This window comes from Clostridium sp. TJA020, assembly GCF_058310295.1.
In genome coordinates this window covers 533,652-553,364 of the sequence record NZ_JBZEFC010000001.1, presented here as the reverse complement: position 1 = coordinate 553,364, position 19,713 = coordinate 533,652, and the positions used below count along the sequence as shown (strand labels likewise).

Annotated in this window: 15 protein-coding genes; all 15 read left to right on the top strand. The window is 26.1% G+C overall.

What is annotated here, in order from left to right:
• The first annotated feature begins 289 nt into the window (after window positions 1-289).
• Entirely contained in the window at window positions 290-1,555 is a 1,266-nt protein-coding gene (locus AC4FQ1_RS02940) for a HEPN domain-containing protein (protein WP_491168888.1), read from the top strand.
• Window positions 1,556-1,630: 75 nt separating this feature from the next.
• Entirely contained in the window at window positions 1,631-3,034 is a 1,404-nt protein-coding gene (locus AC4FQ1_RS02935) for an FtsK/SpoIIIE domain-containing protein (RefSeq protein WP_491168887.1), read from the top strand.
• A 191-nt stretch (window positions 3,035-3,225) separates the two neighbouring features.
• Window positions 3,226-4,413 carry a MobT family relaxase gene (mobT, locus tag AC4FQ1_RS02930; protein WP_491168886.1) on the top strand — a complete coding sequence of 396 codons (1,188 nt, stop codon included), beginning with the start codon at window positions 3,226-3,228 and terminating at the stop codon, window positions 4,411-4,413.
• A gap of 68 nt (window positions 4,414-4,481) precedes the next feature.
• The gene (locus AC4FQ1_RS02925) at window positions 4,482-4,703 is read left to right on the top strand and encodes a hypothetical protein (RefSeq protein ID WP_491168885.1); all 222 of its coding nucleotides are present in this window, start codon (window positions 4,482-4,484) and stop codon (window positions 4,701-4,703) included.
• Window positions 4,704-4,909: 206 nt separating this feature from the next.
• Window positions 4,910-5,548, top strand: coding sequence for a DUF6037 family protein (locus tag AC4FQ1_RS02920; protein ID WP_491168884.1), 639 nt, complete (start codon window positions 4,910-4,912; stop codon window positions 5,546-5,548).
• 72 nt (window positions 5,549-5,620) lie between these two features.
• Window positions 5,621-6,124 carry an antirestriction protein ArdA gene (locus AC4FQ1_RS02915; RefSeq protein WP_491168883.1) on the top strand — a complete coding sequence of 168 codons (504 nt, stop codon included), beginning with the start codon at window positions 5,621-5,623 and terminating at the stop codon, window positions 6,122-6,124.
• Between the two features lie 960 nt (window positions 6,125-7,084).
• Complete coding sequence (locus AC4FQ1_RS02910) at window positions 7,085-8,410, top strand: protein kinase domain-containing protein (protein ID WP_491168882.1); 1,326 nt, start codon at window positions 7,085-7,087, stop codon at window positions 8,408-8,410.
• A 202-nt stretch (window positions 8,411-8,612) separates the two neighbouring features.
• Window positions 8,613-9,017 carry a conjugal transfer protein gene (locus tag AC4FQ1_RS02905; protein ID WP_491168881.1) on the top strand — a complete coding sequence of 135 codons (405 nt, stop codon included), beginning with the start codon at window positions 8,613-8,615 and terminating at the stop codon, window positions 9,015-9,017.
• The gene (gene tcpF, locus AC4FQ1_RS02900) at window positions 8,989-11,436 is read left to right on the top strand and encodes a conjugal transfer ATPase TcpF (RefSeq protein WP_491168880.1); all 2,448 of its coding nucleotides are present in this window, start codon (window positions 8,989-8,991) and stop codon (window positions 11,434-11,436) included. Before AC4FQ1_RS02905 ends, tcpF begins: the two co-directional genes overlap by 29 nt.
• Window positions 11,436-13,652 (top strand): CD3337/EF1877 family mobilome membrane protein, encoded by a 2,217-nt coding sequence (locus AC4FQ1_RS02895; protein WP_491168879.1) that lies wholly within the window; start codon window positions 11,436-11,438, stop codon window positions 13,650-13,652. Before tcpF ends, AC4FQ1_RS02895 begins: the two co-directional genes overlap by 1 nt.
• Complete coding sequence (locus tag AC4FQ1_RS02890) at window positions 13,649-14,650, top strand: bifunctional lytic transglycosylase/C40 family peptidase (RefSeq protein WP_491168878.1); 1,002 nt, start codon at window positions 13,649-13,651, stop codon at window positions 14,648-14,650. The genes AC4FQ1_RS02895 and AC4FQ1_RS02890 overlap by 4 nt, the downstream gene beginning before the upstream one ends.
• A gap of 9 nt (window positions 14,651-14,659) precedes the next feature.
• Entirely contained in the window at window positions 14,660-15,553 is an 894-nt protein-coding gene (locus tag AC4FQ1_RS02885) for a conjugal transfer protein (protein WP_057537802.1), read from the top strand.
• 164 nt (window positions 15,554-15,717) lie between these two features.
• Complete coding sequence (locus tag AC4FQ1_RS02880; RefSeq protein ID WP_057537803.1) at window positions 15,718-17,211, top strand: hypothetical protein; 1,494 nt, start codon at window positions 15,718-15,720, stop codon at window positions 17,209-17,211.
• 937 nt (window positions 17,212-18,148) lie between these two features.
• On the top strand, window positions 18,149-19,108 hold the full coding sequence (locus AC4FQ1_RS02875; protein WP_057537804.1) for an FAD:protein FMN transferase: 960 nt from the start codon (window positions 18,149-18,151) through the stop codon (window positions 19,106-19,108).
• Window positions 19,109-19,313: 205 nt separating this feature from the next.
• Window positions 19,314-19,706, top strand: coding sequence for an FMN-binding protein (locus tag AC4FQ1_RS02870; RefSeq protein ID WP_057537805.1), 393 nt, complete (start codon window positions 19,314-19,316; stop codon window positions 19,704-19,706).
• Window positions 19,707-19,713 lie beyond the last annotated feature (7 nt).

Here is a 19,713-nt window from a genome sequence, read left to right as displayed (position 1 = left end):
ATACTATAGTACAGATTTAGATGTAATAGAATAAGATTCAATTATTATATTATTAGGTGAATTACATTATGGAAATAAAATATAAGCATAAAAGATTATTTCAGAAAGCTAGTCATTATTACTGTAATGATAGATAAAAACATTTTGTTTATCACCCCCAATTAGAAAGGCTGCTAATGTTTAAAAACAATATAGAAATTCAAGAAAAAGCAGATTTTACTTGTATTTATAAGAATAATATAATGATTATATAAAAGTAAATAACTTATATATAATAGGAGGATGTATTGTGAACGGAATAAAAATTAATGCAGGTATTTTTCCAGTAGTAATGAGTTTTGCAATTGGGGAACAAGGAAAAGAAGAGGTTCAAGCTATAGATTTACCAATAGGTGCAAATATTCTATATTTACAAAGTATAAGCAATCCAACTGAAGCTGAAATTTTAAAGAAATTTGTTTGTAAAGAAGAATTTTCTGATGAAGATTATGAAAGGCTTTTTAAGCTTTTTCTTAATAATACGAAAAGATTAAGTCCTAATATTAATAACGTAGAAGATATTCTTCATCAGTTTGGAGTTTATGAGGAAAAAATAGGCGATAAGTATCATTTTAAGCTTATACCAGAATATATTCCATATATTAAAGTAGATACTTGGGATTATATTACAGTAGATTTATTAAAAGATTCTTGTACAGATATTATTAACTGCTTTGATTTTGGCGACATAAATATTAATTTAGGAGCATGGAGAAGTGAGTTTGACAGTCAAAAACAATCATTGCTGAGTGCATTTAGAAGTGCACTTATGTTTACCTTAATTGGGTTTCTTTATGGTGATGATAGAAAGCTATACTCTAACTTTAATAGTTTTTTTGAAAATGAGTTTTATAAAAGAATTTCATTGATTTATGGAGTTTGGAAACATCGCAAAGAAAATGAGGATATTAAATATATTCCTATTTTTGATAGCTTTTATAATTTAGAAGGGAATTCCCCTGAAAATTTGATACAAATAATTCACGCTATTTTATCGGATGATAATATAGTAAAAGATGAAAGGAGGATGATAAAAAACAGGCTTATTGAAGGTGCTAACAGTTTTCATAGCAATATAGATTCTAAGAGCTTAGAGTTAGAGCAATTTATAATAAAACCTGTAGTTAATTATCTTATTGAAATACAATCAGCTTATGAAAATATTTCTGCTGCGGAAGCGATGTATAGGGAGATGTTATTTGAAGCTGCTATTAATAGAAGCTATTATGCAATGATGCATGCTCTTAAAGCACTTTTAGAAAATAAAAAACAATTATCTGATTGGGAGCCTGGTAAATTGAATGTAACTGAAAATCATAAAGCTTTGGAGCGAAAGCTTATAAATTTATCTTCACAAGGGATTATAAAAAATAGTTTTGTTTCAGATTTTAAATATGTGAAACAGAAACGTTGGATTGCGGATTACAATATTTCAACATTTAGTAAAGAAGAATGTCTTGAATGTATAACTAAAGCTAAAGGATTTATTAATGAGGTGAAAAAAATATCACTATAATGTATATTATAGTATATATTTAAAGCAGTAGATTTATAAAAATTTACTGTTTTTATTTTAGTGAAAGGGAGATACATGCAAATTTTAAATTATAGATGTAAGCGGATAAGAGCTAGTGATAAATCATTGGTTTTTCATTTTTCTACAAGTAAATTGTTAGTTATATTTATTGTATTATTGTCAGTTTTCAATATAAATCAGATTGTACAAATAAATTGGAAAAGTGTAAGTTTGTTTTCAACTTATGGTTTATCATTTTCAATTACAATTTACAACATAGTAACAGTAATATTAGCAACTAGTATTTGTATATTAGTTGCTTTTTTATATTATCATTACCGATATGATAACTTAAAGCAACTAGTGCATAGGCAAAAACTAGCTAGAATGATATTAGAAAACAAATGGTATGAATCAGAATTAATTAAAGAGAGTGGATTCTTTAAAGATTTAAATTCTAATAAGCAGAAAGAAAAAATAGTATATTTCCCTAAAATGTATTATGAATTAAAGGAGGGATTAATTTATATTAAAGTTGAAATAACTCTAGGAAAGTATCAGGATCAGTTATTAAATTTAGAAAAAAAGTTAGAATCTGGTTTATATTGTGAGCTAATCTCTAAAGAGTTAAAAGATTCTTATATTGAATATATTTTATTATATGATGCTATTGCAAATAGAATATCCATTGATGAAGTTAAAGTTCGTAATGGAAGTTTAAAACTTATGAAGTCTGTATATTGGGAGTTTGATAAATTACCACACATGCTAATTGCAGGAGGAACTGGAGGGGGAAAGACATATTTTATACTTACAATTATTGAAGCATTACTAAGTACAGACTCTATGCTATATGTTTTAGATCCTAAAAATGCGGATCTTGCTGATTTAAGAACAGTTATGCCAAATGTTTATTATAAAAAAGATGATATGATTTCATGCATAAACAATTTTTATGATGAAATGATGAAGCGTAGTGAAACTATGAAAGCTATGAGTAATTATAAAACTGGAGAAAACTATGCTTATCTTGGACTGCCAGCTAACTTTTTAATATTTGATGAATATGTTGCCTTTATGGAAATGTTAGGAACTAAAGAAAATACGGCTGTTTTAAATAAATTAAAGCAAATAGTAATGTTAGGTAGACAGTCTGGATTTTTTCTTATATTGGCTTGTCAACGTCCAGATGCAAAGTATCTTGGTGATGGTATTCGTGATCAATTCAATTTTAGAGTAGCACTTGGGAGGATGTCTGAGCTTGGATATAATATGATGTTTGGTGAATCAAATAAAGACTTTTTCTTAAAACAAATTAAGGGTAGGGGATATGTAGATGTAGGAACAAATGTTATAAGTGAATTTTATACACCGTTAGTACCAAAGGGTCATGATTTTTTGAAAGAAATAGATAAAATTATTAAGAGCAGGCAGGTAGAACAAGCGGCGTGCGAAGCAAAAGCCGATAGTTCGAACTAGCCTGCTATTGGTATGGCTTTGCCATACCAATATTTATTAGCCCCCGGTATCTAACAGGGGGGCACAAATCGACTAAAACCATTTAAGCAAAACTTATAAAAGTAAGGTGGAAACAATGTTATAAGAAATTAAAGGTATGTGAAAAAATTTAATGTTATTTCACATACCTTTTTTAATAGGAGGATAAGCAATTGAGTATAGAAGCATGGATTAAAAATCTAAGAAATAAAAGGATTGAATACGGGATTTCTCAAAACAAACTAGCATTATCAGTAGGTATTACAAGAGAGTACTTAAATAAAATAGAAAGTGGGAAAATAATAATAAAAAATGATATGAAAGAGAAGTTAATTAAATCAATAGAAAGATTTAATCCAGATTTGCCACTAACAATGATGATTGATTATATAAGAATAAGATTCCCAACAACAGATGTAAAAAATGTTGTTAATGATATATTGAAATTAAAACTTGAATATATGATACATGAAGATTATGGATTTTACTCTTACTCAGAGCATTACGTTATAGGCAATATATTTGTTTTAGTATCTCAAGATATAGAAAAAGGAGTTTTAATAGAATTGAAAGGACAAGGGTGTAGGCAATTTGAGAACTTCTTATTAGCACAACATAGATCATGGTATGACTTTTTATTAGATGCATTATTAGCTGGAGGCGTTATGAAAAGAATGGACCTTGCTATTAATGATATGACAGGAATATTAGACATAAAAGAATTAACAAATAAATGCAATAATGAAGAATGTATTTCTGTATTTCGTAGTTTCAAATCGTATAGATCAGGTGAATTAGTTAGAAGAGATGAAAAAATAGGTATGGGAAATACTTTATATATTGGTTCATTAAAAAGTGAGGTTTATTTTTGTATTTATGAAAAAGATTATGAGCAGTATATAAAACTGGATATACCTATTGATGAAGCAAAAATAAAAAATAGATTTGAAATAAGATTGAAAAATGAAAGAGCATATCATGCAGCAGTTGATTTATTAGCAAATAGAGATGCTGAAAGAACAGCATTTTCAATTATAAATAGATATATACGTTTTGTAGATAAACAGAAAGATAAAAGTAGGAGTGAATGGAAGATTAATCAACATTGGAACTATTTTATAGGTGAAGGCAGAGAAAAATTAAAATTAACAACAAGTCCAGAACCGTACAATATTCATAAAACTTTAAACTGGCTATCAAGACAAGTTGCACCAACTTTAAAAACTATAAAAAGATTAGATATATTAAATAACACAACATTAATTGAAGATTTAATAAAATATGCAAACTTAACAGATCGTCATAAAAAAATAATTGAACAAAATTCGGTGAACATTGAAGATATTATATATGATGAGTAAAAGAAAGTGTAGTTGGTTCAATAGATAAAGCAATATAGATTTAATAAAAAAGAAGGGAGATTTGAGAAATGAATTTTGGTCAAAATTTATATAACTGGTTTTTATCAAATGCACAATCATTAGTATTAATGGCTATAGTTGTAATTGGTGTATATCTAGGATTCAAAAGAGAGTTTTCAAAACTTATAGGATTTTTAGTTGTTGCATTAATTGCAGTAGGTTTAGTATTTAATGCTACTGGAGTTAAAAATATATTATTAGAGTTATTTAATAAAATAATGGGAGTATAATGTATTGTTATGTAATATTAAAAGGTGGTATAATTAAAAAAATTAAGTAAATGGTAAAATAAGTATATAGATTTTTAAGTTAATATATAATTTATTAGATATTAGGTGTTTTTTTAAGTACAAACGTTAACCAGTAAATTTTATTTATATGAATGTAAATATAGTATATAGCTTATTGTAATGTTATTTTGAAAGAGGAGAGTATTATGAAAGAACATAAAGAAATAAGATTTAAAAATTTACCGAAGTTATTAAACGATATGAGAAAGAAGCAATGGGTTATTGATTCATTTCAATTTAAGTATAAAGATAAAATTTATATTGTTATAATTACAACATACAAAGAAGGAGAACATAAACCTAGTAAATATGCTGTGGCTAGAATAGAGTTTATTGAATTAGATAATATAAATAATTCAATTACTGGATATATAGACTTCTTTAATGTTTACTTTAGAAGTAATCAAGAATTTTGTAATTTTTTTGGGATAAAAGATAGATTTGCAAACAGAGATTTATTTAATGATTTTTCTGAAATATTTGCTAAGTATATCCCAGATGAAAAAATTATAAATAAAAGCAATGTTGAAAGAAGAATAATTGGAAGTAAAGTAGAAGGTGGAAATCCTAATGCGATATATTGTTATGATGTAAGGAGAAATGGGAAAAGGGAAGATGGATCTCCTAACGTAAGAAGTATTGAAAATAGCAATAAAGCACAAGCATTACGACCTGGATTATATAAAACATATCAAAGAGATATGAATTTGAGTTTTTTCTTTTCAGATGATCCGAATAAAGAAAGAACAGATGATGAAATTTATAAATCTTTTTCTGAAAGATAAGAAAAAAGCAGTAGATAAAAATCTACTGCTTTTTTTATATCCAAATTAAATAAAAGAATGTGAGATGATACTATGGAAGAAATGAGAGTATATATTGCAAACTTAGGGAAATACAATGAAGGTGAATTAGTTGGAGATTGGTTTACACCACCAATTAATTTGGATGATTTGAAGGAACGTATAGGATTAAATAGTGAATATGAAGAATATGCAATACATGATTGGGAGTTACCTTTTGAAATTAGTGAATATACTTCAATAGAAGAAATTAATCGTTTGTGTTATATGGCAGAAGAATTAGCATCTACAGATATGGGAGAAGCTATAAGTGATATTCAAAAAGCTTTTTTTTCTAGTTTTGAAGAATTATACGAACATAAGGATGATATTGTTTATTATCCAGGATGTAGTGATATGTCTGATGTTGCATATTATCTTATAGATGATTGCAATATGTTAGGAGAAATACCTGAAAACGTGAGAAACTATATTAATTATGAAGCATATGCTCGTGACTTAGAGATTAATTATAGCTTTGTAGTTACTAACCAGGGAGTATTTGAGTATGTTAATTAAATTTTATAAAAGACAGTTAGTTATAATTCTAGCTATCTTTTATATTTAAAATAAAGTATTCACTTCAATTTAAATGTTGATCGGTATATGAGTATAAGTATCCTTAAGAGGAGTATTTGTGAGAAATGTTTCAGTATAGTTGGGATTAAAATAGTAAAAAGTTTCTTTGTGAGACATAAATTCTTAGATTAGATAGTTTCATAGAGTAGGCTCTGTTGAGGGTTATGATGTATTTTGGATTATTCATATAAAGTAACTAATCATTAAAATATGCCAAGAATTTATAGTAAAAGATGGAAGAAGGTTAAGAATAGATGGATATCTAAGGAACAGATCTACGTAATCATTTATCTTAATGGGCAATCAATTTAATTATTGAATTAATTTGTACTGATAGGATGACTTTCGAAGAGTTAAAAAAGATTTATAATAATAGTATAGTTAAAAAACAATTTTTTATATTAATTCTTATAAAAGTCATATTCAATTTATAGCAGATATTGAGTTAGAACCTAAAAAAATTAGAAGGGATAGATATAAGTAAGAGAATGAAGACTAACACATAAATATTCTTTAACTCAATTTGAAAATTTGAATTAGAAGGTTTAATGGTATCTCAATAAAAAATTTAATTTTATTTAATTTTTATGGAAATATAATCCAATTTTAATATATAATAAAAATATATATTTTAAAGAAATATATTAAAAAATGAGTTAATTTAGTTTTAATACTCTATAAATAGGAATTTATATTAGAATTAAAAGTGATGGTAAAAATTAACTTATATCTAATACCTATTCACTTTTAGTTCGTACTTACTTATTTATAATTAAAGTCCTATTTATCTGACAGCTATATAATGCACTAAAAACAAAAAGTGTTAATTGGATATAATTATATATTGTGTTATGTTGCTATATTTAATCAAATAAAATTATAAAGATAGAAGGTAATACTATGAGTAATGAAAAGTACAAATTTGATAATGGTAAACTAGAAATTAATATTAAAAATGAATGGAAAAGTATTCAATGTGCAGGATATGATTTACTTGAAGTTATTGGTGAAGGCGCTAATGGTGTAGTAGTAAAGGCTGAGCATCAAATAACAGAAAGAATTGATGCAATAAAAATATGGCTTCCTCATAAAAAGGCTAAAAATGGAAAAGTTTCTCAAGAACAATATCTAAGAGAAGTAAGAAAAATTTCAAAATTAAAAGATGAGCATATTGTAACTATTTATGATGCAAGCATATCACATAATGGGTTAGTCTATATGTGTGCAATGGAATATATAGATGGTAAGTCATTAAAAGAATGGATTAAGGATGATCACAATAAATGGGATAGAATTAAAATTTGTAAGGAAATATTACAAACAGTAGAAAACTATCAGAAAGCTGGTATCATTCATGGTGATTTACATGGTGGGAATATTATAATAGATAAAGAATTACATACTCATATTATTGATTTTGGAACGAGCTTATTTGGGCATGATAATCAATCTAAAGAAAGAGAGTCTAATTTTGTATATGATTTAGTGAAAAAAATCATGAAGGATGAATTTAAACCTGAATTTTTCTCAATTAAAAATTATGATATTTTTTCTGAAATCAAACATAATGATGACACAAGAAGATATGACCCATTACTTATTACAAGAACAATGTTACAATTTCTTAAGTTAAGAGACATTAAATACCAAACAGTTAAAATGACTAATCTTGATGTTTTAATAGAATACTGTGGAAATATAGCAAAAGGAATATATTTTAATCTTGAAAAAGTATGTTCAGAACTTCTTTCATGGAGTGATAGAGATTTTGTTGATCCAATTTTAGGAGTAGCATTATATGAAAATATTTATGAGATCATTTTTGAGCCAATTGGAAAAATTGATTATGAAGAATTAAAGTATACAACATTATATATTTATTATGAGATATTTAAAAATTGCAAAAAAGATGTTTCAATTGAAGACTCTAAAAAATATTATATGGAAAGACATATTAGATTTTTATCAGAAAAAAAATATTATGAATACATAAATGATTTATATGAATTTGAATGTAAATCTTATATTGAGTATAGAAGTCATTTAACTACAATATGTGATGAAGAGAATCTTTATGAGAGAGAAGAGTATGTAAGAGGTATATTAGCCAATTTAATAGAAAATCATTATAGTTATAAATTTATTTTTATTTTATATAGAGTATGGCAAAGGCTAAATGAAATTAGACTTGATGCAGAACTTCATTATGAAATAATGAGCATATAAGAAACTACAAAAAATACTTTTATTAATATTTTAAAATTAGCAGTAGACATATAATTTGAAAAATTTCAATCTAGCGATTAGAATTTGAGGAACAATCTTAATATATTGCGAGTTAAAAGTGGACAATTAGTTTGTTCACTTTTTTATGTTTAATATTAAAAGCAATTTAAAATAGATCCTAAATAGAAGAGGAGGATTATGATTGAAAAAGATTAAGTCGTATACAGGTATTTGGAATGTAGAGAAGGTTATATATGCAATAAATGATTTTCAACTTCCATTTCCAGTTACTTTTACACAAATGACATGGTTTGTATTAACACTATTTATAATCATATTATTTGGGAAGTTACCTCCATTATCTATGATTGAAGGAGCATTTCTAAAATATCTTGGAATACCAGTTTTTATAACTTGGTTTATGTCTCAAAAGACTTTTGATGGAAAGAAACCATATGGATTTTTAAAGTCAATAATACTATATTCACTAAGACCTAAAATAACATATGCAGGAAAAAGTATTAAATTTAAAAATAAAATTATTGATGAAAATATAACTATAGTAAGGAGTGAATTATATGTTCCCCATAAAATATATAGAAAATAATCTTGTATTTAATAAGGAGGGAGAATGTTTTGCTTACTATGAATTAATACCATATAACTATTCATTCTTATCAGCAGAACAAAAATTTATTGTACACGATAGTTTTAGGCAATTAATATCACAAAGTAGAAATGGTAAAATTCATGCACTTCAAATAGCCACTGAAAGTTCTATAAGATCTACACAAGAAAGGTCAAAGAAAAATATTACAGGAAAATTAAAAGAAATTGCTTATGAAAAAATAGATGAGCAAACAGAAGCACTTGTTTCTATGATTGGCGATAATCAAATTGATTATCGCTTTTTTATTGGATTTAAGCTTTTAGTTACAGAAGAAGAAATGAATATAAAGAATATAAAAAAGTCAATATTAGCTAATCTATCAGATTTTATATATGATGTTAATAATAAATTGATGGGTGATTTTGTCAGTATAAATAATGATGAGATCATTAGATTTTCAAAAATGGAAAAGTTATTAGAAAATAAAATCTCAAGAAGATTTAAAGTTAGAAGGTTAGATAAAAATGATTTTGGCTATTTAATTGAACATAATTATGGAAAGAAAGGTACAGCTTTTGAAGATTATCAATACCATTTACCTACAAAGAAACTTAAAAGAGAAACATTAGTAAAGAAATACGATCTTATAAAGCCAACTAGATGTCTTATAGAAGAGAAGCAAAGATACTTAAAAATTACACATGAGGATTCAGAAAGTTTTGTAGCTTATTTTACTATTGAAAGTATTATTGGAGAAATGGATTTTCCCTCTAGTGAGATATTCTATTATCAGCAACAACAGTTTACATTTCCTATTGATACTAGTATGAATGTAGAAATTGTAACAAATAAAAAGGCTTTAACTACAGTTAGAAATAAGAAAAAAGAATTAAAAGATTTAGATAATCATGCTTGGCAGGCCGGAAATGAAACAGGAACAAATATAGTAGAAGCATTAGATGCTGTAAATGAGCTTGAAAATAATTTAGATCAAACAAAAGAATCAATGTATAAGTTAAGTTATGTAATTAGAGTACCCGCAGATAGCATTGATGAATTAAAACGTCGTTGTGATGAGGTTAAGGATTTTTATGATGATCTAAATGTAAAGTTAGTACGTCCCATGGGAGATATGATAGGATTTCATAATGAATTTATACCTTCAAGCAAAAGATATATAAATGATTATATTCAATATGTAACTAGTGATTTTTTAGCAGGATTAGGCTTTGGGGCAACTCAACAACTTGGAGAAAATGAAGGAATATATATTGGATATAGTTTAGATACCGGAAGAAACGTATATCTGAAACCATCTCTTGCAAGCCAAGGAGTAAAAGGTTCTGTAACTAATGCATTGGCAGCAGCATTTTTAGGTTCATTAGGAGGGGGAAAGTCATTTGCTAATAATTTAATTGTTTACTATACAGTATTGTTTGGAGGACAAGCTGTTTTGGTAGATCCAAAAGCTGAACGTGGTAATTGGAAGGAAGACCTACCAGAGATAGCTCATGAAATAAACATTGTTAATTTAACAAGTGATATAGAAAATAAAGGAATGTTAGATCCATATGTAATTATGAAAGAAATAAAAGATAGTGAAAGTTTAGCTATTGATATATTAACTTTTCTTACAGGAATAAGTAGTAGAGATGGAGAGAAGTTTCCTATACTTAGAAAAGCAATAAGAAATGTTACTCAGAGTAAATGTAGAGGACTTTTAAAAGTAATAGATGAATTAAGGAAAGATAATTCTCAAATATCAAATAACATTGCAGATCATATTGAAAGTTTTACAGACTATGATTTTGCACAATTACTTTTCTCAGATGGAAATATTAAAGGTTCAATTAATCTAGAAAAACAAATGAATATAATACAAGTTGCAGATCTTGTTTTGCCAGATAAAGATACTTCTTTTGAAGAATATACAACAATGGAAAGCCTTTCAGTAGCTATGTTGATAGTAATTAGTACCTTTGCATTAGATTTTATTCATTCAGATAGAAGTATTTTTAAAATAGTAGATTTAGATGAAGCTTGGACATTCCTTAATGTAGCACAAGGAAAAACTTTATCTAATAAATTAGTTAGAGCAGGGCGTGCTATGAATGCAGGAGTATATTTTGTTACTCAAAATGCAGGAGATGTATCAGATGAAAATTTAAAAAATAATATTGGATTAAAGTTTGCATTTAGAAGTACAGATATTAATGAAATTAAGAGAACACTTGAATTTTTTGGAGTAGATAAAGAAGATGAGAATAATCAAAAAAGGTTAAGAGAGTTAGAAAATGGGCAGTGTTTAATACAAGACTTATATGGAAGAGTTGGAGTAATACAAATCCATCCAGTTTTTCAAGAACTCCTTACTGCATTTGATACAAGACCACCTATAAGAAAAGAGGTGGATTAATGAAATCGAAGGTATTTAGAAATTTAAGCTGGACAAGTATTTTAATAGTAATACTTGTATTATTTTTTATCTATATAAGTGAATTTGTAGTTTATGCAGAAGGATTGGTAGATGAAACTATAAATTCAAAGAATATATATTCAATGTACCCTATAGGAAATTATCAGCTTGATTTTTATGTTGATAACTCTTGGGGGTGGCTTCCTTGGAATTGGACTGATGGAATAGGCAAATCAGTACAGTATGGGTTATATTGCATAACAAATTTTATTTGGATAATAAGTTTATACCTATCAAATGCAACTGGATATGTTGTTCAAGAAGCATATAAATTAGATTTTATTAATGACATGGCAGATTCAATAGGTAAGAGCATTCAAACAATTGCTGGCATCAATCAAAACGGAATATCTAATAATGGATTTTATATAGGTTTTCTACTTTTGTTTATTTTGATTCTTGGAATTTACGTAGCATATATAGGATTGGTTAAAAAAGAAACTACTAAGGCAATTAATTCTGTTATTAATTTCGTTGTGATATTTATAATATCTGCATCTTTTATTGCTTATGCTCCTGATTACATTAAAAAAGTAAATGAGTTTTCTTCTGATATTAGTACGGCTGCTTTGAACTTAGGAACGAAAATTGTAATTTCTAATTCAAATAGTGAAGGAAAAGATAGTATAAATCTAATTAGAGATAATTTGTTTTCTATACAAGTGCAACAACCATGGATGTTATTACAATATGGAAATTCTAACATAGAAGAAATAGGGAAAGAAAGAGTAGAGAAGTTAATTTCGACAGATCCAGGTGAAGATGATGGAAAAAAGAGAGAGGAAATAGTTAAAACTGAAATAGAAGAGAAACATAATAATAATTTGACTATAACAGAAGTTATAAGTAGATTAGGTAAGGTGTTTTTTCTAATTATATTTAATATAGGAATAACCATTTTTGTATTTTTATTAGTATCTATGATGATATTTTCACAGATACTTTTTATTATTTTTTCTATATTTTTGCCATTAAGTTTTTTACTATCTATGATACCCTCATATGAAAGTATTGGAAGACAAGCAGTTGTAAAGTTATTTAATACTATCATGATGAGAGCTGGAATAACTCTTATTATAACTGTAGCGTTTAGTATATCAACAATGTTTTATACCATATCTAAAGATTATCCATTTTTTATGATTTCATTTTTGCAGATAGTAACATTTGCAGGTATTTATATGAAGTTAGGAGATATAATGGGGATGTTTAGCTTACACTCAAGGGATAGCCAAAATATGAGTAGTCGTATCTTTAGAAAGCCATATAGAAAGATGCAAAATAAGAGTAAACATATAGAACGTTATATAAGACAAGCTTTAATATCTAGAGGAAAAGACAAAAACAAACTATCACTTAACAGAAGTAATAAAGGTAATATAAATAACTTACAAAAAAGAGTAGATTATTTACCTAGTAGAGATAACTATAATAAATTAATTAATAAAGAAAGTTTCTCAAAACGTATGGGTAATAATATTGGTGCAGTTATAGATACAAAGAAAAATATAGCTGATAAATCAAGACAAGTTAAGGAAAATATAAAAGATATACCTATACAGACTAAATATGCCATTCATAATACAAAAGAAAAAACTAAATATAATATATCTGATTTTAAAAGAGGTATCGTAGAAGAAAAGGAAAAGCGTCAACAAGGTAGAGATAAAAAGCAGCAAAATCATAGGGAAACTATAGCTCAAAAAAGAGCTAAATTAGGGAATGTAGTAGTATCTAAAGATAAAAATTTTACAGATAATAAAAATATAGATAACTACTTAAGTTTAAAAGATAAACCTTCAATTGGTTCTGAAAATGTGAAAAATAAAAAAGGAAAAAATATTAGACCAACAATCTCAGAAAAAATAGTTAATGGTAAGAATTTAGAAGAAAGTAATTCTATAAATAAAATAGAAATACCTACAGAAGAAATTCTTCATAAAAAAAGAGATATTACAAATCAAGGTAAAGAGTCACCTAATAAAGTTAAAAATAATCAAAATGAAAAATTAAAAAACAGTAAAACTATTAAAATAGAACGACATAATACCAAGTCTAATTTCAAAGATTCTAAGTATAATCACATAGATAGTAAAGAGAGAAAAATAAAAAATAAATCTAATCTTACTCCTGAGAATAAGGTGAGAAAACAATGAAAATAAAGATATCTATTATTTTTATTAGTATATTCTTATTTATCTTTGGAGTAATTTTACTGTTTATCCCTTTAATATCAGATGAAAATTTTAATGAATATAGAAATCAAAATATAATAGGAATGAATTTATCACCAGAAGTTTTAAAGTATAAGCCTATGGTTGAGAGATATGCTCAGAAATATGATATTAAAGAGTATATAAATTATTTACTTGCTATTATGCAAGTTGAATCAGGTGGAATTTTAGTTGATGTTATGCAATCTTCAGAATCACTAGGACTTTCACCTAATACTTTAGGAACAGAAGAATCAATAGAACAAGGATGTAGATATTTTTCAAACCTTTTAAAGACCTCAAAAGAAAAAGGCTGTGATCTGAATTCAACTATACAAGCATATAACTATGGATTTGGATATTTAAATTATATTCAAAGTAATGGAAAAATTCATAATTATAATTTAGCAGAAAGATTTTCACAAAATATGGCTCAGGGAGTTAAGGTAACTTATACTAATCCAATAGCTATTGCTAAAAATGGTGGTTGGAGATATAAATATGGGAATCAATTTTATGTAGAATTAGTACTTCAGTATATTGGAACAAGTGAATTTAGTAATGAAACAGTTAAAATAATCATAAATGAAGCATTAAAGTATAAAGGGTGGAAATATGTATTTGGAGGAGATAATCCAAATACTTCTTTTGATTGTAGCGGGTTAACACAATGGTGTTTTAAAAAAGCAGGAATAAATTTACCAAGAACAGCACAAGAGCAATATGATATTATGCAGCGTATTACACTAGATCAAGCAAAACCAGGAGATCTAGTGTTTTTTCATGGGACATATAATGCTGGAACTTATGTAACTCATGTTGGAATATATGTTGGAAATAACAAAATGTATCATGCAGGAGATCCTATTGGGTATGCAGATTTAACCGGGAGCTATTGGAAGGAACATTTAATTGGAGCAGGCAGAATAAAAAATAGATGAGGTGAAAATATGTTAAGAAAAAAGGATAAAAAATATAAAGTAAATAAGATACCAGTTATAAGATTAGGCAAAAATAGAAAGTCTGTACTTGTCTTATGGATTGTTTTAATTATAAGTATAGTGTTTGGTGTTTATAAAAATTTTACTGCAATAGATAAACATACTATTCATGAAAAAGAAGTTATAGAACAGAAAATTATAGATACAAATGGTATTGAAAATTTTGTGAAAAACTTTGCTAAAGAATATTATTCATGGGAAAATAATAAAGAATCTATTGAAAGAAGAACATCTAAAATTAATGAATATCTCATAAAAGAATTGCAGGAATTAAATAGAGATACAATAAGAAATGACATTCCAACAAGCTCTAGTGTAAAAAATGTTAAGATATGGAGTGTAAATCAGACTAAAGAAAATGAACTTGATGTTAAGTATTCTGTGGAGCAGACTATAAAAGAGGGAGAAGAGGTAAAAGATGTTATATCTTCATATGAAATTGTAGTTAGAAGAGATAATTCTGGAAATATGATAATTATTAAAAATCCTACATTATCTCAAATGCCAGAAAAATTAAATTATGAACCTAAGAAAGAAGAAACAGATAGTACAATAGATCAAAAAACAATTAAAGAAATTACAGAATTTTTAAATACATTCTTTAAACTATATCCAAATGCATCTAAAAATGAGTTAGAATACTATGTAAAAGAAGATGTACTTAAACCTATAAATAAAGAATATATATTTTCAGAATTAGTAAATCCTATTTTCAAAAGAGAAGGTAAAAATATAAAAGTATCAACTAGTGTAAAATATATAGATCAACAGACAAAAGCAATACAAATCTCTCAATATAGTTTAACTTTAGAGAAGGAAGGTAATTGGGTTATTAGAAAATAAAAAATATTGTATAAGATTTAATTGGTAAAATTTACGTTTTTGTATTAAAATTTAGATTTATTATTATAAAATATAAGATAAGGTTAACTTTAAATTAAGTTTCATTGAAAAATATAAAATTACTAATTAGTATAGGAGAATTATTATTAGGGGAGGAAGAATTTATGACACAATATCATTTTTATTATGATGAATCAGAGCATAGCAGAAAAATCAATCTTAATACGGTAACTTCTGACAATTATTATGATAATTTTATTGCTGCTTTTGTCGGATGGAAAAGCGAAAACGAAAATTCAATATTTGATAATTATGTTCTATTTGAAGAAAAATACAGTGATCGTAAATCTAAAGGAGAATTAAAAAGTCAGACACTCAAGCAAAAATACTTTTATAATGGATTTGCTTCTATGAATAAAGAGAATATTTGTTTTATTGATGATTTTTTGTCATTATTTGATGAAAATATTTCTATTTATTTTGCAGTAATTAGTAAGATTGAATTTATAATTTCTCAAATTTTTGATGGTTATGAAAATAGTTTTATGCATGATATGGATGCTATGAAGTATTCAATAGTAAAAGCTATTTTGATGTATAGACCAAAAGAAATAATTGAGAGAGTATTTGAAAATACAGGAGAACTTATAGATGCTTTGAAAGCTTTTTTGGAAGAGAGAATTGAAAAAAATAAATTAGACTTAGCATTAAAACAAAAAGAAAGCAAGAATTTTAGAGAAATTCTAGAGGTTTTAAATGATATCAGTGATGTTAATACTATTAATTGGGATTATAATATAGCTTTTTTAGGATTTAAACAATATTTGACATATAGACAAATAAAAAATCCTAATCTGATAATAGATAAAGAGGGCAATAGCAATACACTAAATGCAGCTAAGTATGTAGGTTTTAATACTGCTATAGAAATTGATTCAAAAGATTCAGTAGGAGTACGTATTTCTGATATGTTTGCAGGATTAATTTCAAAATTGCTTAAATCTCTGCATAATTCTTTAAGATATGATTCTTCTAACGATAAACCTGAAAAGAAGCTTCTAAACCAGAAATGGTTTTCACTTACTGAAGAGCAATTTGAATTGTACAAGAAGATGTATAATATAATTTGTAAATCAAATAATGATTTGTATAAAACATTTTTAAGCAAGTACTCTGATGATTTAATAGTGTTTATTGCACTTTTAAATTATATGAATCAGTTTTCTTCAGCAGAAGAATTAAAACAGGATATTAATATGCAAAGTGAATACTTTAATACATGTGCATGTAAGTATCTTGAAGATTATTTTTCTAAAATGAGAAATAAACTTCCAATTAATTTTATAACATCAGATGAAAAAGATTTTTTTTTAAATCAAAGAAATGCAAAAGTGTTTTTTGATGTACAACGACAACCATTATTAAAGGTGCCGAATGGAAGTTACAAATGCCACGTTCTTTCAATTGGATTTAGCAAGGAAGGGATTCCATTGGCTACTATAGCAGAACGTGGAGGTAATTACTGTTATAGGTTACCTAATACTTTAAGCGAATGGGCAATGTCTGTAGTAGGATTTGCGAATATGGGAACAAATTTGTTTCCAGCAGAAGTTGTTTTTACAAAAGATAATGATAAAATATATGCTGATATTTTATAGTAAATTCCAGTTTAACATTATATAAAACAAGGACATTGATTTTGGAGTCCTTGTTTTATTTGGAAAATAAAAAGGAATGTTTAAGTACTATTTTATTTTTTATGTTTTAGCCTAAAATTTAATATTTGAATTATAGTAATAATAGTAAGTAAAACAAATGCCATAATATATGATTCTTACTCCAAAATTTGCTAAGTGGATATTTAAAAATCAAAAATAGAATTAAAAATAAAAAACCATTTTTTAATAATTTCTTTTCATATACACCCATCTAAGTATCACCTTAATCCTTTTTCAAATGTAGTAACAATAGGGACTATTTTATTGTTTCTTTAAGAATTAGAATAGAAGCTTGTAATAAATTTAGTTCTATTTCTGCTTATTCGGTTATATTTATAATACACTGATGATTTAGTTCAAACTTCGTCATATGAAGTTTCTGCCCAAAATGCTGCTACAGAAAAGAATGCAGCAGCTCCACCAATAACCATAGTAGCAATTATACTAGCCAAAACACCAATTGAATATTTATATGCTCGTATATTTCTTTTTATTCTAAACTTTAAGTCATGTCTATGCGTAATTAATATTTGTATCTAATAATACATAGAGTATTATTGAAATCATTTAGAGCATATAAAATTTTTAGAAAATCATTGTAATTTTACGGTGGATGAAATGAAATTGCTTGGATTTGCAAAATCATTTTTTTTCGAAAAAATATAAAAAAATGATGAAAAACATAAATCAGGCTATGTTATTATTAAAAGTAAATTATAGAGTTTATTGAAAAATAATTTAATTAAAATGAATAATGAAGATAAGATAAAAAGTATAAGAATCAAATATTATTCAGTGTAAATTTTTTTTTGAATCGATATTGATAATGATAATCAATTTCTATAATTTATTAAGTTAGGAGGATATGAGAAGTTAAATGAAAGATGTACTAGTAGATAGAAAGGATAGTTTTTTTAAAAATAATTTCTTTATGCAAGGGTTTTATTTTGATACAGTTGTAGAAATTAGTATATATTGCAATTGTAATAATGGTGAATATATATTAAGAAAAGCTTTTGATTTATGTAAATATTATGAAGTTCTTCTTAGTAAAACTAAAAAAGGCAGTGATATTTATAATGTAAACAATAGTGGAATGGATGGTTTTAATGTTCACAATGAAACACTAAATATAATAAATAGAAGTATATATTACAGTAAACTTTCTCAAGGAAATTTTGATATTAGCGTTCAGCCACTTTTAAAACTTTGGAATTTTAAAAGTGAAAAAAAGGTTATTCCTAATCAAAAAGATATTGATGAAAATTTAAAACTCGTAAATTATAAAAATATAGTTATTAATAGAAAAAATGTCAGACTTAAAAAAAATGGAATGTCAATAGATTTAGGTGGAATTGCTAAAGGATATATAGCAAATAAGATAAAGGAGTATTTAATTTCAGAGGGGATAAGTAGCGGGATAATAAATTTAGGTGGTAATGTATTATGCATAGGAAAAAAAGATAACGGAGAAAATTTTAAAATTGGTATTCAGAAACCTTTTTCAGAAAGAGGTGAAGTATTAGGTGTTTTAGAAATATGTGATAAATCAGTTGTTTCTTCGGGAATATATGAGAGATTTTTTGAAAAAGAGAACAAAGTATATCATCATATAATAAATCCTAAAAGTGGTAAACCTTTTGAAACAGATTTACTTCAAGTGACTATAATATCTGATGATTCTATGGATGGAGATGCGTTAAGTACAATAGCATTATCATTTGGTGAAAGAGAGGGGTTAGATCTTATAAATTCTATAGATGGGGTAGAAGGTATTTTTATAAATAAGGATGGAAATATAAGATTTACTGAAAATTTCCGAAAATATTGTAAGTGAATAAATAGTAAAATATACTAAATTTTAAGATTAACAGTTTTGCTATTAATCCTAAAAAGTTTAAGTATAGGTGAAAAATTTATTTTTTTAACTGAAGTGATTTCTTAAAAATTAGATATGAAAAGATTTAAAAAATATTTATTTAAATAAATTGGTTTATTGATAATGATAATTATTATATATAAATTTTAAAAGGAGTATTATGATGAATAAAAAGTTGATTTTTTCAATAGGTATTATCTCTTTAGGAGTAGCACTTTCTGGGTGTTCAGAAAAAAACGTTAGTGTAAAAGAAAGTAAAAATGAAAAGGCTAGTATTGATGATAATTTGGTTGCTTTTAAAGATGGTATTTTTGAGGGGGAAGGAGAAGGATTTAACGGAAAAATTAAAGTGTCACTTGAAGTTAAGAATGGAAGGATTGAAAAAATAGATATACTAAATTCAGGTGATGATGATGAGTATTTAAATGAAGCTAAAAAATTAATACCTACAATAATTAAAAAGCAAAGTTCAAAAGTTGATTCGGTAAGTGGAGCTACTTATAGTTCAAAAGGAATAATTTCAGCTGTGGAAAATGCATTGAAAAATGCTAAATAAGGAGGAA

Excerpts from the sequence above, each read along its gene's own strand:
- AC4FQ1_RS02920 (WP_491168884.1), top strand. The coding sequence starts at position 4,910 with ATGAAAGAACATAAAGAAATAAGATTTAAAAATTTACCGAAGTTATTA.
- AC4FQ1_RS02875 (WP_057537804.1), top strand. The coding sequence starts at position 18,149 with ATGAAAGATGTACTAGTAGATAGAAAGGATAGTTTTTTTAAAAATAAT.
- AC4FQ1_RS02915 (WP_491168883.1), top strand. The coding sequence starts at position 5,621 with ATGGAAGAAATGAGAGTATATATTGCAAACTTAGGGAAATACAATGAA.
- AC4FQ1_RS02935 (WP_491168887.1), top strand. The coding sequence starts at position 1,631 with ATGCAAATTTTAAATTATAGATGTAAGCGGATAAGAGCTAGTGATAAA.
- tcpF (WP_491168880.1), top strand. The coding sequence starts at position 8,989 with ATGTTCCCCATAAAATATATAGAAAATAATCTTGTATTTAATAAGGAG.
- AC4FQ1_RS02890 (WP_491168878.1), top strand. The coding sequence starts at position 13,649 with ATGAAAATAAAGATATCTATTATTTTTATTAGTATATTCTTATTTATC.
- AC4FQ1_RS02895 (WP_491168879.1), top strand. The coding sequence starts at position 11,436 with ATGAAATCGAAGGTATTTAGAAATTTAAGCTGGACAAGTATTTTAATA.
- AC4FQ1_RS02885 (WP_057537802.1), top strand. The coding sequence starts at position 14,660 with ATGTTAAGAAAAAAGGATAAAAAATATAAAGTAAATAAGATACCAGTT.
- AC4FQ1_RS02880 (WP_057537803.1), top strand. The coding sequence starts at position 15,718 with ATGACACAATATCATTTTTATTATGATGAATCAGAGCATAGCAGAAAA.
- AC4FQ1_RS02910 (WP_491168882.1), top strand. The coding sequence starts at position 7,085 with ATGAGTAATGAAAAGTACAAATTTGATAATGGTAAACTAGAAATTAAT.
- AC4FQ1_RS02870 (WP_057537805.1), top strand. The coding sequence starts at position 19,314 with ATGAATAAAAAGTTGATTTTTTCAATAGGTATTATCTCTTTAGGAGTA.
- AC4FQ1_RS02925 (WP_491168885.1), top strand. The coding sequence starts at position 4,482 with ATGAATTTTGGTCAAAATTTATATAACTGGTTTTTATCAAATGCACAA.